This is a genomic window from Pseudomonas sp. V88_4 (assembly GCF_029967985.1).
Taxonomy (GTDB): domain Bacteria; phylum Pseudomonadota; class Gammaproteobacteria; order Pseudomonadales; family Pseudomonadaceae; genus Aquipseudomonas; species Aquipseudomonas glycinae.
Window position 1 is genome coordinate 411,817 of sequence record NZ_JASCAF010000002.1, and the last position, 15,298, is coordinate 427,114.

The 15,298-nt window shown below is 63.2% G+C and carries 12 protein-coding genes and 1 tRNA gene; 9 read left to right on the forward strand and 4 right to left on the reverse strand.

Features of this window, described 5'->3' with window-relative positions; translation table 11 throughout:
- Positions 1-83: 83 nt before the first annotated feature.
- Positions 84-1,232, reverse strand: coding sequence for a PatB family C-S lyase (locus QLG12_RS04450; protein ID WP_282473992.1), 1,149 nt, complete (start codon positions 1,230-1,232; stop codon positions 84-86).
- 329 nt (positions 1,233-1,561) lie between these two features.
- On the opposite strand from QLG12_RS04450, the gene fdnG reads away from it, so the two are divergent.
- The 4 genes from fdnG to fdhE are packed head-to-tail and all read left to right on the forward strand — an operon-like array spanning position 1,562 to position 7,143.
- Complete coding sequence (gene fdnG, locus QLG12_RS04455) at positions 1,562-4,627, forward strand: formate dehydrogenase-N subunit alpha (RefSeq protein WP_282473993.1); 3,066 nt, start codon at positions 1,562-1,564, stop codon at positions 4,625-4,627.
- Positions 4,628-5,563 carry a formate dehydrogenase subunit beta gene (gene fdxH, locus QLG12_RS04460; protein WP_197868115.1) on the forward strand — a complete coding sequence of 312 codons (936 nt, stop codon included), beginning with the start codon at positions 4,628-4,630 and terminating at the stop codon, positions 5,561-5,563. It abuts the gene before it with no gap.
- Complete coding sequence (locus QLG12_RS04465; protein ID WP_282473994.1) at positions 5,560-6,213, forward strand: formate dehydrogenase subunit gamma; 654 nt, start codon at positions 5,560-5,562, stop codon at positions 6,211-6,213. The genes fdxH and QLG12_RS04465 overlap by 4 nt, the downstream gene beginning before the upstream one ends.
- Before the next feature lie 3 nt (positions 6,214-6,216).
- Positions 6,217-7,143 carry a formate dehydrogenase accessory protein FdhE gene (gene fdhE, locus QLG12_RS04470; protein WP_282473995.1) on the forward strand — a complete coding sequence of 309 codons (927 nt, stop codon included), beginning with the start codon at positions 6,217-6,219 and terminating at the stop codon, positions 7,141-7,143.
- A gap of 3 nt (positions 7,144-7,146) precedes the next feature.
- On the opposite strand, the gene QLG12_RS04475 is transcribed toward fdhE, so the two are convergent.
- Both QLG12_RS04475 and QLG12_RS04480 read right to left on the reverse strand, forming a co-directional pair.
- Positions 7,147-8,478, reverse strand: coding sequence for an ATP-binding protein (locus QLG12_RS04475; RefSeq protein ID WP_282473996.1), 1,332 nt, complete (start codon positions 8,476-8,478; stop codon positions 7,147-7,149).
- Positions 8,475-9,200: a response regulator gene (locus QLG12_RS04480; protein WP_282473997.1), complete on the reverse strand. Its 726-nt coding sequence runs from the start codon at positions 9,198-9,200 to the stop codon at positions 8,475-8,477. The genes QLG12_RS04475 and QLG12_RS04480 overlap by 4 nt, the downstream gene beginning before the upstream one ends.
- A gap of 149 nt (positions 9,201-9,349) precedes the next feature.
- Here QLG12_RS04480 and QLG12_RS04485 point away from each other — a divergent pair, with 149 nt between their 5' ends.
- The 5 genes from QLG12_RS04485 (at position 9,350) to QLG12_RS04505 (ending at position 13,826) form a co-directional block, all read left to right on the forward strand.
- The gene (locus QLG12_RS04485; RefSeq protein ID WP_282473998.1) at positions 9,350-9,661 is read left to right on the forward strand and encodes a hypothetical protein; all 312 of its coding nucleotides are present in this window, start codon (positions 9,350-9,352) and stop codon (positions 9,659-9,661) included.
- A gap of 17 nt (positions 9,662-9,678) precedes the next feature.
- On the forward strand, positions 9,679-10,359 hold the full coding sequence (locus tag QLG12_RS04490) for a DUF3313 domain-containing protein (protein WP_197868110.1): 681 nt from the start codon (positions 9,679-9,681) through the stop codon (positions 10,357-10,359).
- 51 nt (positions 10,360-10,410) lie between these two features.
- Positions 10,411-11,817 (forward strand): L-seryl-tRNA(Sec) selenium transferase, encoded by a 1,407-nt coding sequence (gene selA / locus QLG12_RS04495; protein ID WP_282473999.1) that lies wholly within the window; start codon positions 10,411-10,413, stop codon positions 11,815-11,817.
- A complete protein-coding gene (selB, locus tag QLG12_RS04500; protein WP_282474084.1) occupies positions 11,814-13,724 on the forward strand; it encodes a selenocysteine-specific translation elongation factor in 1,911 nt (636 codons plus the stop codon). Before selA ends, selB begins: the two co-directional genes overlap by 4 nt.
- A gap of 6 nt (positions 13,725-13,730) precedes the next feature.
- Positions 13,731-13,826 (forward strand) — tRNA-Sec (locus QLG12_RS04505).
- A gap of 7 nt (positions 13,827-13,833) precedes the next feature.
- Here the strand turns inward: QLG12_RS04505 and QLG12_RS04510 are convergent.
- On the reverse strand, positions 13,834-15,129 hold the full coding sequence (locus QLG12_RS04510) for an OprD family porin (protein ID WP_197868108.1): 1,296 nt from the start codon (positions 15,127-15,129) through the stop codon (positions 13,834-13,836).
- Positions 15,130-15,298 lie beyond the last annotated feature (169 nt).

A 15,298-nucleotide genomic window follows, 5' to 3' on the forward strand; every position in this document is an offset into this window, starting at 1 on the left:
GGGCTCATGGCAGGTAGGCCGGTTGACCCGGCCAGTCTGCGGTGAGTTCGATCGGATTGACGCTTGGATTTGCCCTGACTTGATTACCGGGACTTGAGGGCTCGCTCCATCCGGGCAATGCCTTCTTCCAGCATCGAACGCGGGCAGCCGAAGTTCAGGCGCACAAACCGTTGGCTGTGATCGCCAAAATCCAGGCCCGGGCTGAGGCCGACCCGGGCGTGGTCCAGGAAAAATTTCTGCGGGTCGTCCAGGTCCAGCGCCGAGCAATCGAGCCAGGCCAGGTACGTGCCTTGCGGCACATTGAGGGTCACGCCGGGCAGGCGGCTGCGCACGGCGTCCACCAGCCAGTCACGGTTGGCTTGCAGGTACTGCTTGAGTTCTTTGAGCCACGGACCGGCTTCGCTGTAGGCCACGCGGGTAGCTTCCATGCCCAGCGGATTGACGCTGTCGACCATGCCGCAACGGGCGTGGTTGACGCGCTCGCGCAGGGCCGCGTCCTGAATGATCATGAACGAAGTCTTGAGGCCGGCGATGTTGAAGGCCTTGCTTGCCGACATCAGGGTGATGGTGCGGCGGGATATTTCCGGGCTCAGGGATGCGGTCGGAATATGCACGCGGCCGTCGTAGCACAGCTCGGCGTGGATCTCGTCGGAGATGATCCAGGCGTCCTGCGCCACGCAGATGTCCGCCACCGCTTGCAGTTCTTCACGGCCAAAGACCTTGCCGATCGGGTTGTGCGGGTTGCTCAGCAGCAGGGCGCCGCCAAAGGTCAGGGATTCACGCAACGCGTCCAGCGGGGTGGCGTAGGTGCCGTCGGCCTGGGCGTTGAATTCCAGCTCGACCTTGTTCAGGCCCCAATGGCCCGGTGCATGGCGCAGCGGCGGATAATTCGGGGTTTGCACCACGACGTTCTGCTGCGGTTGCACCAGCGCCTTGAGCGCCATGTTGAAACCCGATTCCACCCCCGGCAGGAAGATCAGCTCTTGCGGTTTGACCCGCCAGGCGAACTTGTTCCAGAGGTCGGCGACGATGGCCTCGCGCAGGTTGTCCTGGGCCACGCTGTAGCCAACCAATGGGTGCAGCAGGCGTTGTTGCAGCGCCTCGATGACCACCGGCGGCGCGGCGAAATCCATGTCAGCGACCCACATCGGCAACACGTCGGCCGGATAGCGGCTCCACTTGGTGCTGCCGGTGTCGTGGCGGTCGAATACCTGATCAAAATCGAAAGTCATGCGCAGTCTCTGAAGGCGGAGATGGGTCGTGCCCGCCATGATAAGCCCATGCCCCCGGAGGAGCACACAAAACCTGTGGGAGCTGCGGTGCGACGATTCGACTTGCCAGCGATGGCGGTGAGTCAGTCAATATTCATTTCGGATGTGCCGACGTCATCGCTGGCAAGCCAGCTCCCACAGGTATTCATATATTTGGCCGACGGTCGGTTTTCACACAGGTCCCAGAGGCATTGTCTACAGTGAAACAGTCGGTACCTGTGTGCCGCCACCGTGATTGTCCAGAACAAACCCGGCACCAGTACCGGGTTCCACCTGATCAGGAGTGCACGATGGATCTCAGCCGTCGTCAGTTCTTCAAGGTCGCCGGTATCGGCCTTGCAGGCTCTAGCCTGGGCGCGCTGGGTATGGCCCCGACGCAGGCCTTCGCCGAGCAGGTGCGCCACTTCAAGCTTGCCCACACCCATGAAACCCGCAACACCTGCCCGTATTGCTCGGTCGGTTGCGGCTTGATCATGTACAGCCAGGGCGACGCGGCGAAGAACGTTGCGCAAAACATCATCCATATCGAGGGCGACGCCGACCACCCGGTCAACCGCGGCACCCTGTGCCCGAAAGGCGCCGGTCTGCTGGACTTCATTCACAGCCCCGGCCGCTTGCAGTACCCGCAGGTGCGCAAGCCCGGCAGCAGTGAATGGATCCGGATCACCTGGGACGAAGCCCTCGACCGCGTCGCCGACCTGATGAAGGCCGACCGCGACGCCAATTTCGTCGAGCAGAACGCCCAGGGCCAAACGGTCAATCGCTGGCTGACCACCGGCTTCCTCGCAGCGTCGGCGGCGTCCAACGAAGCGGGCTACATCACCCACAAGGTGATTCGCAGTCTCGGCATGCTGGGGTTCGATAACCAGGCGCGTGTCTGACACGGCCCGACGGTGGCAAGTCTTGCCCCGACGTACGGCCGTGGAGCCATGACCAACACCTGGACCGATATCGCCAACGCGAATCTGATCCTGGTGATGGGTGGCAACGCAGCAGAAGCCCACCCTTGCGGCTTCAAATGGGTGACCGAAGCCAAGGCGCACAACGCCGCGCGGCTGATCGTGGTCGATCCGAGGTTTACCCGGACCGCGTCCGTGGCCGATTACTACGCGCCGATCCGCACCGGCAGCGACATCGCGTTCATGGGCGGGCTGATCAATTACCTGCTGACCGAGGACAAGATCCAGCACGAATACGTGCGCAACTACACCGATGTGTCGTTCATCGTCAAAGCCGGGTTCGGCTTCGAGGACGGGCTGTTCACCGGTTACGACGCGGCCAAGCGCAGCTACACCGACAAATCCACCTGGGGTTACGAACTGGGCGAGGACGGCTTCGTCAAAGTCGACCCGACCCTGCAGGACCCGCGCTGCGTCTATCAACTGATGAAGCAGCATTACAGCCGCTACAACATCGACCTGGCGAGCCAGATCTGTGGCATGCCAGTCGATGCCATGAAAAAAATCTGGGAGGAAATCGCCACTTGCTCGGCGCCGGGCAAGACCATGACCATTCTTTACGCGCTGGGCTGGACTCAGCACTCGATCGGCTCGCAGATCATCCGCAGCGCGGCGATGGTGCAACTGTTGCTCGGTAACGTCGGCATGCCCGGTGGCGGGGTCAACGCCTTGCGCGGGCACTCGAATATTCAGGGCCTGACTGACCTCGGTCTGCTGTCCAACGCGCTGCCGGGTTATCTGACCTTGCCGACCGATGCCGAGCAGGATTACGCGGCCTACATCCATAAACGCACGCAAGTCCCGCTGCGGCCGGGGCAATTGTCCTACTGGCAGAACTACAGCAAGTTCCACGTCAGCCTGATGAAAGCCTGGTACGGCGCCAATGCCACCGCCGAGAACCAGTGGGCCTACAACTACCTGCCGAAACTCGACATCCCCAACTACGACATCCTCAAGGTGTTCGATCTGATGGGGCAGGGCAAGGTCAACGGCTACATGTGCCAGGGCTTCAACCCGATTGCCGCGTTGCCGGACAAGAACCGGGTGATGGCGGCACTGGCCAAACTGAAATGGCTGGTGGTGATGGACCCGCTGGCCACCGAAACCTCGCAGTTCTGGGAAAACGTCGGGCCGTTCAACGACGTGAAGAGCGCCGATATCCAGACCGAAGTGATTCGCCTGCCAACGACGTGCTTTGCCGAAGAGGACGGTTCGCTGGTCAACAGCAGCCGCTGGCTGCAATGGCACTGGAAAGGCGCGGACGGCCCCGGCGAGGCGCGCACCGACGTGCAGATCATGAGTGCGCTGTTCCTGCGCCTGCGTGAGCGTTATCAGGCCGAGGGCGGAAAATTCCCCGATCCGCTGTTGAAGTTGTCGTGGCCGTACAAGATCGCCGAAGAACCCTCGCCGGAAGAGATCGCCAAAGAGGTCAACGGCTACGCCACCACTGATTTCACCGATGCCACCGGTGCGGCAATCAAGGGCAATTCGCAACTGGCCGGGTTCGCCCAGCTCAAGGATGACGGCAGCACCGCGTCCGGCTGCTGGATCTTCTGCGGCAGCTGGACCGAGGCCGGCAACCAGATGGCCCGCCGCGACAACGCCGATCCGTACGGCATGCATCAGCATCAGGGCTGGGCATGGGCCTGGCCGGCCAACCGGCGGATTCTCTATAACCGCGCCTCGGCGGACGTCGCCGGCCAACCGTGGGATCCGAAAAAGCGCCTGGTCTGGTGGAACGGCAAGGCCTGGGGCGGCACCGATGTGCCGGACTACAAGGCCGACGTACCGCCGGAAGCCGGGATGAACCCGTTCATCATGAACCCCGAAGGCGTGGCGCGATTCTTCGCCGTCGACAAGATGAACGAAGGGCCATTCCCCGAGCACTACGAGCCGTTCGAAACGCCGATCGGCATCAACCCGCTGCACCCGGAAAACAAGAAAGCCACCAGCAACCCGGCGGCACGGATTTTCGATTCGGTGTGGGACAGCCTCGGCGTGGCCAAGGATTACCCGTACGCCGCCACCAGTTATCGGCTGACCGAGCATTTCCACTTCTGGAGCAAGCACTGCAAGTTGAACGCGATTGCCCAGCCCGAGCAGTTCGTGGAAATCGGCGAAGTGCTGGCCAAGGAGAAGGGCATCGCTGCCGGCGACCGGGTACGCGTGAGCAGCAAGCGCGGGTTCATTGAAGCGGTGGCGGTGGTGACCAAAAGGATCCGGCCGTTGCAGGTCAACAACCAGGTGGTGCACCAGATCGGCATTCCGCTGCATTGGGGCTTCACCGGCCTGACGCGCCACGGTTATCTGACCAACACCCTGGTGCCGTTCCTCGGGGATGGCAATACCCAGACCCCGGAATCCAAGTCATTCCTGGTCAACGTGGAGAAACTATAAATGGCCAGCCAAGACATCATTGCCCGCTCGGCCACTACGACACCGGCACCCTCGGTGCGCAATCAGGAGGAAGTCGCAAAGCTGATCGACACCACCAAATGCATCGGCTGCAAGGCCTGCCAGGTCGCGTGCTCGGAATGGAACGAGCTGCGCGACGAGGTCGGCCACAACCACGGCACCTACGACAATCCGCAGGATCTGAGCGCCGATTCATGGACGCTGATGCGCTTCACCGAGCACGAAACCGACGCCGGCAACCTCGAATGGCTGATCCGCAAGGACGGCTGCATGCACTGCGCCGAGCCCGGATGCCTGGCGGCGTGCCCCAGCCCTGGGGCGATCATCAAGCACGCCAATGGCATCGTCGATTTCGATCAGGACCACTGCATCGGTTGCGGTTATTGCATCACCGGGTGTCCATTCAACATCCCGCGCATTTCGCAGAAGGATCACAAGGCCTACAAATGCACGCTGTGTTCAGACCGGGTGGCCGTGGGGCTGGAACCGGCCTGCGTGAAAACCTGCCCGACCGGCGCCATCGTGTTCGGCACCAAGGACGACATGAAGACCCACGCTGCAGAACGCATCGTCGACCTGAAAAGCCGTGGTTTCGACAACGCCGGCCTGTATGACCCGGCAGGTGTCGGCGGCACCCACGTCATGTACGTGCTGCACCACGCCGACACCCCGAAAATCTACGCCGGCCTGCCGGACAACCCCGAGATCAGCCCGCTGGTGGGCTTGTGGAAAGGCATCAGCAAACCGCTGGGCCTGCTGGCCATGGGTGCGGCGGTGCTGGCCGGGTTTTTCCATTACGTGCGGATCGGCCCGAACCGGGTCGAGGAAGATGAACATCCCGAACCGCCCGACACCTCGGTGCACGTTGTCGATCCGGCGGTGCACACCTTCGACCCACGCGGGGAGGACCGGCCATGAGCAACAAGACGATCCTGCGCTACACCGCCAACCAACGCACCAATCACTGGCTGGTGGCGATCCTGTTCTTCATGGCCGGGCTGTCGGGGCTGGCGCTGTTTCATCCGTCGATGTTCTGGCTGGCCAACCTCTTTGGCGGCGGGCCGTGGACGCGGATCCTGCACCCGTTCATGGGCGTGCTGATGTTCGTGTTCTTTCTGGGGCTGGTGTTTCGCTTCTGGCGCTCGAACTTCTTCATCGACAACGACTGGAAATGGCTGCGGCGCATTGACCGGGTGCTGGTCAACGACGAGGAGACCGTGCCGGCGGTGGGCAAATACAACGCCGGGCAAAAGCTGCTGTTCTGGACTTTACTGCTGTGCATGCTCGGATTGCTGTTCACGGGACTGGTGATCTGGCGCGCGTATTTCAGTCATTACTTCGGCATCACCACGATCCGCTGGGCGATGTTGCTGCACGCTCTGGCGGGGTTTGTGCTGATCCTGAGCATCATCGTGCACATCTACGCCGGGATCTGGATCAAGGGCTCGGTGGACGCAATGATGCACGGCTGGGTCAGCCGCGCCTGGGCCAGGAAACACCATGCACTCTGGTATCGCGAGGTGGACAGCAAAGATCCGCCAGAGCGACCGGTCACGAAAAAGGGCTGACGTTTGCCAACCATCCTCGAACCCGGAGAAATCGAAGCGGCGGCCAGTTCGCCGCCGTTTCTGCACCTGCCGCCGCACGACCTGTTCCTGTTGCGGGCTCAGCGTCTTGAGCGCTTGGCCGAAGGGCATCCGCTGGCCGATTACCTGCGCTTGATTGCTGGCTTATGCCATGTCCAGCAGCAGATCCTCGATGATCCGCCCACGACCGCGCCGCTAGATCAACAGCGACTGGAGGTCTGCCGACAACACGGCATGCCACCGTTCGCCGCCGACACCCTGATTCGCGAGGACATCTGGCAGCTGTATCTTGAGGCCTTGCTCCAGCGTTATGTCGCTCCCGAGCAACCGGCCGTGATCGAAGCCGTGACCACGCTGCGCATCGCCAGCCCCGGCCAGTGGCGCGCGTGGGCGGTGGCGCTGGTCAGCGGCCAGTATTCGTTGGTGCCGGCGGCGCTGGTGCCGTTTCTCGGGGCGGCGCTGCAAGCGGCGTGGAGTCACTGGCTGCTCAGTGCGCAAAATCTGCAACTGACGCCCGGCGACAGCCTCAGCCAGTGCCCGGCCTGTGGCTCGCCGGCCATGGCCGGGGTGATCCGCCATCGCGGCAAGCACAACGGCCTGCGTTATCTGGTGTGTTCGCTGTGCGCCTGCGAATGGCATGTGGTGCGGGTCAAGTGCGTGTATTGCGAGCAAAGCAAAGGGCTTGAATATCTGAGCCTCGAGGATGACCGTCACGCCGCCAATCAGGCGCCGTTGCGCGCCGAAGTCTGTCCCGGCTGCAACAGCTACCTGAAGTTGCTGTATCTGGAGAACGACGGGGAGGGCGAGGCGCTGTCGGCGGATCTGGGCAGTCTGCTGCTCGACATGCGCCTGGCTCAGGACGGCTATCAGCGCCTGGCGCCTAATTTGTTGCTTGCGCCCGGCGACGAATAAGCATCAGCGATGGGGCAATTCAACCCGTGCGCGTAAGCCGCCGCTGCGGCGATTGCGCAAACTCAGTTCGCCACCCTGTTCACGAATGATTCCCCGTGCCGCCGAAAGACCGAGCCCGACCCCGCCGGTGTCGCGGTTGCGCGAGGTCTCGAGTCGGAAGAACGGATCGAACACCCGCTCCAGCGCGTCCTCAGGAATTCCCGGACCCTCGTCTATCACCTCGATGAGGATCGACGTGTCATCGCAGCTCAGCGCCACGCTGGGTCGCTGTCCGTATTTCACCGCGTTATCCAGCAGATTGACGATGACCCGTTTGATGCCCAGCGGCCGGCCGTCATACACCACATGCGCCGGACCGCTGAAACCGATGTCGAGGTGCTGATCGCGGTAGTCATCGACGATGGTTTGCAGCAACTCCGACAGATCGAACGCGGTGGATTGCTCCAGGTGGGTGTCTTCCCGGAAGAACGCCAGGGCGGCGTTGATCATCGATTGCATTTCCTCGATGTCGCGGATCAGTTTGCCCTGATGGTCCAGATCCTCCATGAACTCGCTGCGCAGGCGCATCCGGGTCAGCGGGGCGCGCAAGTCGTGGGAGATGGCGGCGAGCATGTGGGTGCGCTCGCCGATGAAATGCTGGATCTGCGCCTGCATCGTATTGAAGGCGACGATGGCCTGGCGGATTTCATGGGGGCCTTCGAGGTGGATCGGCGGCGCTTTCAGATCTCCGCCAAAACGCCGCGCCGCGTGGGCAAAGCGCTGCAACGGCTGGGCCAGTTGCCGTGTGGCGAGCCAGGCGACCAACAGGGTGGCGACCAGCCCCAGGGCAACGATCACGGCAATCCGCACGTTCAGGCTCAAGCCCCAACTGCGCTCCGGCGGCGTGAACGACAGCCAGCTGTCATCCGCCAGCCGCACCAGCGCCATGTAGTGCGCGCGAGGGCTGCCGGCGGGCCAGTCATCGGGGTTGAACACATCGATCTGTCGGTCATCGCCAAGCAATTGCCGCAGCGCCGGCACTTTTCCGGCCTCGACCTGCTCGCCGTCCCCCGGCAGGCCGAAGTCGACCCGACGAGGTTTCCACACTACCTCAAGCATCGGGCTGCTGGCGGCGCCGGCCAGTTGCGGGCGCAGGTTTGCCGGCGCAGCCTCGATCACTCGGGTGGTGGCGGCGATCTGTTCCAGCAGTCCGGTGCGCTCGATCGGCGGCCGGGCCCAGATGCCGGCGACCTGAACGAACAGTGCATTGAGCAGCAGCGAAGCGAGCATCGCCGCGACGATTGTCAGGGCAATCCGCCGGCTGAGGGTGTCGCGTCGCAGCATCCGGCCGATCATGAGCGGCTGACCTTGGCGGTGAACATGTAGCCGCCGTTGCGCACGGTGCGGATCAGGTCCGGGCGCTTGCTGTCCGGTTCGATCTTGCGCCGCAGCCGGCTGATCTGCACGTCGATGCTGCGGTCGTAGGCGTCGTGGCCCTGGCCGTGGGTCAGGTCGATCAGTTGTTCGCGGGTCAGGATGCGTTGCGGATGTTCGAGCAACACCAGCAGCAGGTCGAATTCGCCAGCGGACATCGGAATCATCACGCCGTCGGGCGAGCGCAGTTCACGGCAGGTGATGTCCAGATGCCAACCGGCGAAGGCCATGACCGGCCGTGAAGGCTCGGCACGGGACGGAGCGTTCTCACCGACCCGACGTTGCAGCGCGCGCACCCGGGCCAGCAATTCCTGTGGGGCGAAGGGTTTGGTCAGGTAATCGTCGGCGCCCAGTTCGAGGCCGACAATGCGGTCGCTCAACTCGGCCATGGCCGTGAGCATGATGATCGGGATGCCCATTTGCGCCCGGACCTTCTGGCACAGGCTGAGGCCGCCCTCGCCGGGCAGCATCAGGTCGAGGATGATCGTGTCCGGCCGCGCCTGCGCGATGGCCGCCCACATGGCCTCGCCATGGGCGGCGACATCGACCTGATAGCCGTGCTGAACGAAAAACTTCTTCAGCAAGGACAGAATTTCCCCGTCGTCATCGACGATCAGCAATCTGCTCACGTTTGCGCAATCCATGAACCCAAAAGAAGCGCATCTAAAACCATTTCGATGCGCCGGTCATATATTTCAATCCTGCAACATTCCTTCAGCGCGGACATCAGCCGGACATCGTCGGGCAAACATCCGCAGGCACTCTGCAGGCCTTCCAACCAAGGGGGCTCAACATGAAGGACATCAACAGCGGCTACATCACCCGGGACCATGGCGCCGTGCGCCCGTTGATCCTGACCCAGCGCACCACCGCACCGGGCCCGGACACGCCGCTCCTGTTCCAGGAGACGTGCCTGGGGCTGGCCAACGATCAGAGTCAGTTGATCCTGCGCCGCTATTTCGAACGGTTCAGCCCGACCGAGGCCCATTGGGTCGAGTACCTGCACACGATTCCTACCGCCGAATTCATTCAATGGATCATGACTCACGGCCAGTTGCGCATCGAGTGCTCCGACAACACCCCGCACAGCCAAGTCCACGCCTGAACAAGGAAACACCATCGATGACTAGCCATCGCTCACTGGCCGTGCTGTTTGCCGCCACCCTCAGCCTGTCGGCGTGCAGCAGCAAGAAGCTTCCAGCCGCGCCGCAGGCCGGGTTTCTACGCGATTACAGCGTGCTCAAGGAAGGGCAGACCGCTTCGGGGCAGACGATCCTGAGCTGGGTCAGCCCGGCATTGGCGAGGGGTCGCTACACCCAGGTTTACCTGGCGCCGAGCCAGTTCTATCCACCGCCCCAGCCTTCGCCGCGCATTCCACAAAGCACCTTGTCGGGCGTGACGCATTATTACGACGCAGCCCTCAGGCTGGAGCTGGGCAAAGTGCTGCCGCTGGCGTCGAAACCCGGCCCCAACACGCTGCTCGTCAAACCGGCCATCACCCAGGTCGCGGCCAGCACACAGGGCCTGCGTTTTTATGAATGGCTGCCGGTGACGCTGGTCGCGGCCGGGGTGAGCAGCGCCACCGGCATTCGTGACCGGGACAGTGAGATCGCCACGGAAGTGTCCTTCGAGGACGGTTCGACCGGGGAGGTTGTGGCCGAGGTGGTGCGCAAGGGCAAGGGCGTGCCGCTGGAGAACGACAAACAGGTCATGACGCCCGATAACGTGAAAGCCGTCCTCGATGGCTGGGCCACGGACTTGAGTCAAACCTATGTGCCGGTTCAGCGAGCCGCGCTGCGCTAGAGGCAGGGTGGTCTAACATCATCAGGCGTATTTCGATTTCGGGAGTGCCTGATGTCCGTGAGTGTTGCCCTGCGGTTACCGTCGATTGACAGCCTGTTGCGCCACCCCGCGTGCCAGCCATTGGCCGAGCGTTACGGGCGCGAGGCGCTGTTGACGGGGTTTCGCCAGTTACTGGATGACTTGCGCGAAGCCGTGGTGGCGGGGCAACTGACCGCCGTTGAAATCAGCCCGGAAGCGCTCGCCGGAAGAGTTGCCGAACGTCTGGCATTGAAGCAGCGCAGCCAGGTGCGCCGGGTGTTCAACCTGACTGGCACGGTACTGCACACCAACCTCGGCCGCGCCTTGCTGCCCGAAGAAGCCATTGACGCCGTGCAACTGGCGGCGCGCTATCCCTTGAATCTGGAATTTGATCTGGCCAGCGGCAAGCGCGGTGACCGCGACGACTTGATCGAAGGCCTGATCCGCGAACTGACCGGCGCCGAAGCCGTGACCGTGGTCAACAACAATGCCGCTGCGGTGCTGCTGACCCTCAACAGCCTCGGCGCGCGCAAGGAAGGCATCATTTCCCGGGGCGAGCTGATCGAGATCGGCGGCGCATTCCGCATCCCCGACATCATGAACCGCGCCGGCGTGCGCCTGCACGAGGTCGGCACCACCAATCGCACCCATGCCCGCGACTACGAGGCGGCAATCAGCCCACGCAGCGGCCTGATCATGCGCGTGCACGCGAGCAACTACAGCATCGAAGGCTTCACCGCCCGGGTGCCGACCTGCGAACTGGCGGCGTTGGCCCATCGGCATGACCTGCCGTTGCTGGAAGATCTTGGCAGCGGCAGCCTGCTGGACCTGACCCGCTGGGGTTTGCCGGCGGAACCGACGGTGCGTCAGGCGCTGCTCGATGGCGCCGACATCGTCACCTTCAGCGGCGACAAATTGCTCGGCGGGCCGCAGGCGGGGGTGATCGTCGGGCGCAAGGACTTGATCGCGAAGATCAAGAAGAACCCGCTGAAACGCGCGTTGCGGGTCGACAAACTGACCCTGGCGGCATTGGAAGCGGTGCTCGGGCTCTATCGCGACCCGGATCGTCTGGCCCAGCGCTTGCCGAGCCTGCGCCTGTTGACCCGACCGCAAGCCGACATTCTGGCCCAGGCCGAACGCCTGCAACCGGCCTTGTCCGAACTGTTGGGCGAAGGCTGGACCGTCACCGCGATGCCGGCGCTGGGCATGATCGGCAGCGGCAGCCAACCGGTGGCGCGCCTGCCGAGCGCAGCGCTGTGCCTGCGCCCGCAAGTCTCGAAACGCCTGCGCGGACGTTGCCTGCTGAATCTGGAAGCCGCGCTGCGCGCCTTGCCGATCCCGGTGCTCGGGCGCATCGATGACGACGCGCTGTGGCTGGATCTGCGGCAACTCGACGATGAACCGGCGTGGCTGGCGCAACTCGGACAGTTGCAAACGTGATCGTCGGCACGGCAGGGCACATCGACCACGGCAAGACGTCACTGCTGCAAGCGCTGACCGGGCAAACCGGCGACCGCCGCCCGCAGGAACGTGAGCGCGGGATGACCATCGACCTCGGTTATCGGTACGCCGAACTGACGCCCGGCGCCGGGCTGACCGGTTTCATCGACGTACCGGGGCACGAGAAATTCACCCACAACATGCTCGCCGGCGCGCAGGGCATCGATCTGGTGTTGCTGGTAGTGGCGGCGGATGACGGGGTGATGCCGCAGACCCGCGAGCATCTGGCGATTGTCGAGCTGCTGGGCATTCCACGGGCGCTGGTGGCGATCACCAAGTGCGACCGGGTCGAGGCGGGCAGGGTGGAGGAAGTTCGCCGACAGGTTGAAAGCCTGCTCGCAACCGGCCCCTATGCCGAAGCACCATTGCTGACGGTTTCCAGCGTGACGGGTGAGGGCGTCGATGCGCTGCGCGAAGCGTTGCGGCAGATAGAAGGCGAGGAGCGCAGTCGCGAAGGCGGTTTTCGCCTGGCCATCGACCGGGCGTTCAGTGTCGCCGGCGCCGGGATCGTGGTGACGGGGACGGGGCTTTCGGGCTCGGTCGCCGTGGGTGACAAGCTCAGCCTCGGCCCGGCAGGCAAAACCGTGCGGGTCAGAGACCTGCACGCGCAGAATCAGACTGCGGAACAGGCCTTCGCCGGCCAGCGCGTGGCCCTGAACATCAGCGCGGATCGCCTGGAACTCGGGCAGATCCATCGCGGGCAATGGTTGCTCGCCGAATGGCTGCACGCACCGACCCAGCGGCTGGACATCGAATTCCGGCTGTTGCCGGGCGAGCGGGTTTTCGAGCATTTCCAGCCAGTGCACCTGCATCTCGGTACGCAGGACGTGATCGCCCGGGTCGCCTTGCTGGAGGGTTCAAGCCTGGCGCCCGGCGAGCGCATGTTTGCGCAACTGCTGACGAACGCCCCGGTGCACGGCGTCCACGGTGATCCGCTGATCCTGCGTGACGCCAGCGCCCAGCGAACGCTCGGCGGCGGGCGCGTCCTTGATCCTTTCGCCCCGGCCCGCCAGCGCCGCAGTCCGCAACGGCTGGCGCAACTGCGAGTGCTGGCAATCAGTTCCGAGCTGGAACAGGCGTTGCCGACGTTGCTGGAATACAGCGAAAGCGGCCTCGACCCGCAGCGTCTGGAACGCCAGTTCAATCGTCCGCGTGACAGCTGGATGCTGCCGGACAACGTCCGCCTGATCGAAACCCGTCAGGGCCCGGTGCTGTTCAATGCGCAGCGCTGGGGGATGCTCAAGTTCAACTTGCTGGAACAACTGGCGCGCTTTCATGAACTGGAACCCGATCAGATGGGCCCGGATCGTGACCGTCTGCGGCGTTTCAGCGGTTTGAGCCTCGAACGCGCGACCTTTATCAGCCTGCTGGAAGAACTGCTCGGCGCCGGTTCACTGGCCGCCAGCGGGCCGTGGCTGCATTTGCCCGACCATCAAGTGCGCATGAACGCCGACGACGAAACCCTGTGGCAGGCGCTGCAGCCATTGTTCGAACAGGCCGGCTTCGATCCGCCGTGGGTACGCGACGTGGCGAAAGTCGTCGGTCAGGAAGACGCGGCTGTGCGTTTGCTGCTGCGCAAACTCGCGCGCCTTGGCGTGATGCATCAAGTGGTGCGCGACCTGTTTGTCACCGACATCACGCTGCGGCAAATGGTGGCGGTGCTGCTGCGCCTGGCCGAAGAAAATCCGCAGATCGAAGTCACGGCATTCCGCGATGCGCTAGGCTTGGGACGCAAGCGCAGTATTCAGATCCTCGAATACTTCGATCGGCTGGGCCTGACCCGGCGCGTCGGCGAAGGCCGGCAAATCCGCACCGACAGTGCGCTGGCCAACCCCGGCGCGGACTGAGTTCAAGGAAGGCAATCGCGCCCGGTGGCGCGGCCGGGCTTCAAACCCGGTTGGGGACGGCATCCGTTCCCGGGCAGGTTCGACTCCGGCTGCCTTCCGCCAATTTCCCTCAAAAGCCCAACGGGTACTGGATCACCACGTAGATCCGGTCGATGTCATCGCCTGCCTGAGCGCTGTTGGCCCGATGCGAAACGTGAGACAGCTGCAGCGACAGATCCTTGGCCGCGCCGGACTGGACGATGTAGCGCAGATCGATGTCGCGTTCCCAGTGTTTGCCGCCGTCCCCTTGCTGAGGCTGATATTCACCGGAGTCCGCGTCGAACGGGTTATAGGCGCCGCCCTTGGGCGCGTGGGTGCCGTCGATGTGGCTGCCGGAAACGTAACGGGTCATGAAGTTCAGCCCGGGAATGCCGAAGGCGCCGAGATCCAGGTCGTAACGCGCTTGCCAGGAGCGCTCGTGAGCGCCGTTGAAGTCGGCGTATTTGATCGAGTTGGCCAGGTAAATCGAGTCGCCACCGACGAAATCGAACGGCGTGTCGCCATTGATGCGTTGCCAGCCGAGCATCACCGCGTGGGCGCCGAAGGTATATTTGCCCGATAGGCTGAACGCGGTGTTGTCGATGTCGCCGGCCAGTGCCTGCCCGGTGTCGCGGGTGTGGTAGACGTTGGCATCGAGCAACAGACCGGACTGTTTGAAATGCAGGTTGGCGTAGTACTGGCGCCAGGTGTCGCTCAGGTCGGACGCATACAGCGCGCCGCCCACCGGGCTGTCACTGAACAGGTCGGTGCCGATAAAGCTGATGCTTTCGCCTCGGGTGCTTGCGCCATAGCCTTGAAAGTCGCCTTTGCCGGAGGAACTGTCCTGGTTCTTGAACGCCGTGAAGCGCCCGGCCACAACCCGCGCGTTTTCGATCTCGCGGCTGTCGAGCAGAAACCCCGTGGCGTATTCCGGTTGCAGGCGTTTGTCCGAGGTGTCGAACACCGGCGTTTCCACGGTCATTTCACCGAAGGCGAGGGTGGTTCTGGAAGCCTTGAGCTTCAGCGCACCGCCAGCGCTGGAATACTCGCTTTCGCTACGGCCGTCGCTGTCTACCGGCAACAACCCGGTGCCGGAGTGCCCCTTGCCACCATCGAGTTTCAGCCCATAAAAGGCGTGGGCATCAAGGCCAAATCCGACAGTTCCATCCGTGAAACCGGATGCAAAAGTGCCGATAAACCCCTGAGCCCATTCCTGTTTGTAGTTTTTACCGGCGGGTGAGGGTGAGCGGTAATCGTTGCTCAGGTAGAAGTTGCGACTGAGCACTTCGGTCTTGGCGTCGTCGAGAAATCCGCTGGCGCAAGCGGTGTCGGCGAGCCCGCCAATCATTAAGACGAGCGCGAGGCGCGGTTTGGATAAAACCATCATTTGTCAGCAACCAGGATTGGCGGAAGGTGACGCCATGCTCACGCGGATCGGCTGCCATCGATTGAGCGCATGTGCTGAGTTGAATGTGTGAACAAGCGTCATGTTCCGTCGGCCGGCTCAGGATTGATTGCGCAAAGCACAAGACTTCACGCTCAAAAGCCGGATAATG

What these genes read in the sequence shown, in the direction of transcription:
- QLG12_RS04450 (WP_282473992.1), bottom strand. Translation starts at nt 1,232, where the DNA reads ATGACTTTCGATTTTGATCAGGTATTCGACCGCCACGACACCGGCAGC.
- fdxH (WP_197868115.1), top strand. Translation starts at nt 4,628, where the DNA reads ATGGCCAGCCAAGACATCATTGCCCGCTCGGCCACTACGACACCGGCA.
- QLG12_RS04465 (WP_282473994.1), top strand. Translation starts at nt 5,560, where the DNA reads ATGAGCAACAAGACGATCCTGCGCTACACCGCCAACCAACGCACCAAT.
- QLG12_RS04475 (WP_282473996.1), bottom strand. Translation starts at nt 8,478, where the DNA reads ATGATCGGCCGGATGCTGCGACGCGACACCCTCAGCCGGCGGATTGCC.
- QLG12_RS04480 (WP_282473997.1), bottom strand. Translation starts at nt 9,200, where the DNA reads ATGGATTGCGCAAACGTGAGCAGATTGCTGATCGTCGATGACGACGGG.
- QLG12_RS04485 (WP_282473998.1), top strand. Translation starts at nt 9,350, where the DNA reads ATGAAGGACATCAACAGCGGCTACATCACCCGGGACCATGGCGCCGTG.
- QLG12_RS04490 (WP_197868110.1), top strand. Translation starts at nt 9,679, where the DNA reads ATGACTAGCCATCGCTCACTGGCCGTGCTGTTTGCCGCCACCCTCAGC.
- selA (WP_282473999.1), top strand. Translation starts at nt 10,411, where the DNA reads ATGTCCGTGAGTGTTGCCCTGCGGTTACCGTCGATTGACAGCCTGTTG.
- QLG12_RS04510 (WP_197868108.1), bottom strand. Translation starts at nt 15,129, where the DNA reads ATGATGGTTTTATCCAAACCGCGCCTCGCGCTCGTCTTAATGATTGGC.